Origin of the sequence: Muricoccus vinaceus (assembly GCF_042433125.1) — a bacterium.
Classification (GTDB): Bacteria; Pseudomonadota; Alphaproteobacteria; order Acetobacterales; family Acetobacteraceae; genus Roseomonas; species Roseomonas vinacea.
Genome location: NZ_JBHLVZ010000150.1, coordinates 1 through 1,062 on the forward strand (window position 1 = coordinate 1; position 1,062 = coordinate 1,062).

The 1,062-nt window shown below is 70.2% G+C and carries 1 pseudogene; it reads right to left on the minus strand.

Annotation, left to right across the window (positions count from 1 at the left end):
* Positions 1–1,051 (minus strand): annotated as a pseudogene (locus tag ACFFIC_RS30060) (IS630 family transposase); the annotation flags it as partial.
* Positions 1,052–1,062: the final 11 nt, after the last annotated feature.

The following is a 1,062-nucleotide window of genomic DNA, read 5'->3' on the forward strand; positions in this document are numbered from 1 at the left end:
GGACTTGGTCCAGGTGAAGGGCCTCGGCTCGGCGTTGGTTCTGTCGATGTAGGCCTGGATGGCAGCTTCGAAGGCGCCGGTGCTGCCGAAGGCACCACGTTGCAGGCAGCGCCGGGTCAGCAACGAGAACCAGCATTCCACCAAGTTCAGCCAAGAGGCCGAGGTCGGCGTGAAGTGCAGGTGCCAGCGCAGGCGCTTGAGCAGCCAGTCATGGACGATCTTCGTCTTGTGGGTGGCAGCGTTGTCGAGCACGAGGTGGACGTCGAGGTCGGCGGGCACGGCGGCCTCGACCTGGTCGAGGAAGGCGCGGAACTCGGTCGCGCGGTGACGGCCCTTGCAGGCGCCAATGACCGTGCCTGCCTTTACGTCGAGAGCGGCAAACAAGTCGGTGGTGCCGTGCCGGATGTAGTCGTGGCTGCGGCGCTCGACCTGGCCGGGGCGCATGGGCAGGACGGGCACCGTGCCCTCGGTCGCCTGGATCTGCGGCGTCGATCCGCTCTGCGGCTCAACCGTCCACACACAGCGCCAGGGCGCGATCGGGCGGGTTGAGGTAGAGGCCCACCACGTCGCGCACCTTGTCGACAAAGGCCGGGTCGCGCGACAGCTTGAAGGTCTCAGCGCGGTGCGGCTGTAGGCCGAAGGCGCGCCAGATGCGCGACACCATGGCCTGGCTCATGCCGACCTGCCGGGCCATGGCACGGGTCGACCAGTGCGTTGCCCCCGCGGGCTGGGTCTCCAGCGTCCGCGTGATCATCGCCTCGACCGCCTCGTCGCTCACCCGCCGTGGCGCGCCGCTACGCGGGGCGTCCATCAGCCCCTCCGGCCGGTGTGCCAGGAAGCGCTGCCGCCAGGTGATCACGCTCTGGCGGCTCACCCCCAGTTGGGACGCGATGACGCCGTTCGGCAACTCCGGCCCGGCATCGGCGGCCAGCACGATGCGCGCCCGCATCACCGCCGCCTGACCCGCGCCGCGTCGCCGAACCAGGCGCTGCAGCGCCTCGCGCTCCTCCTCCGTTAGCACAAGCCTCGCTGCCTTCGGGCCGCGTGCCAGGGGCGCCTCCT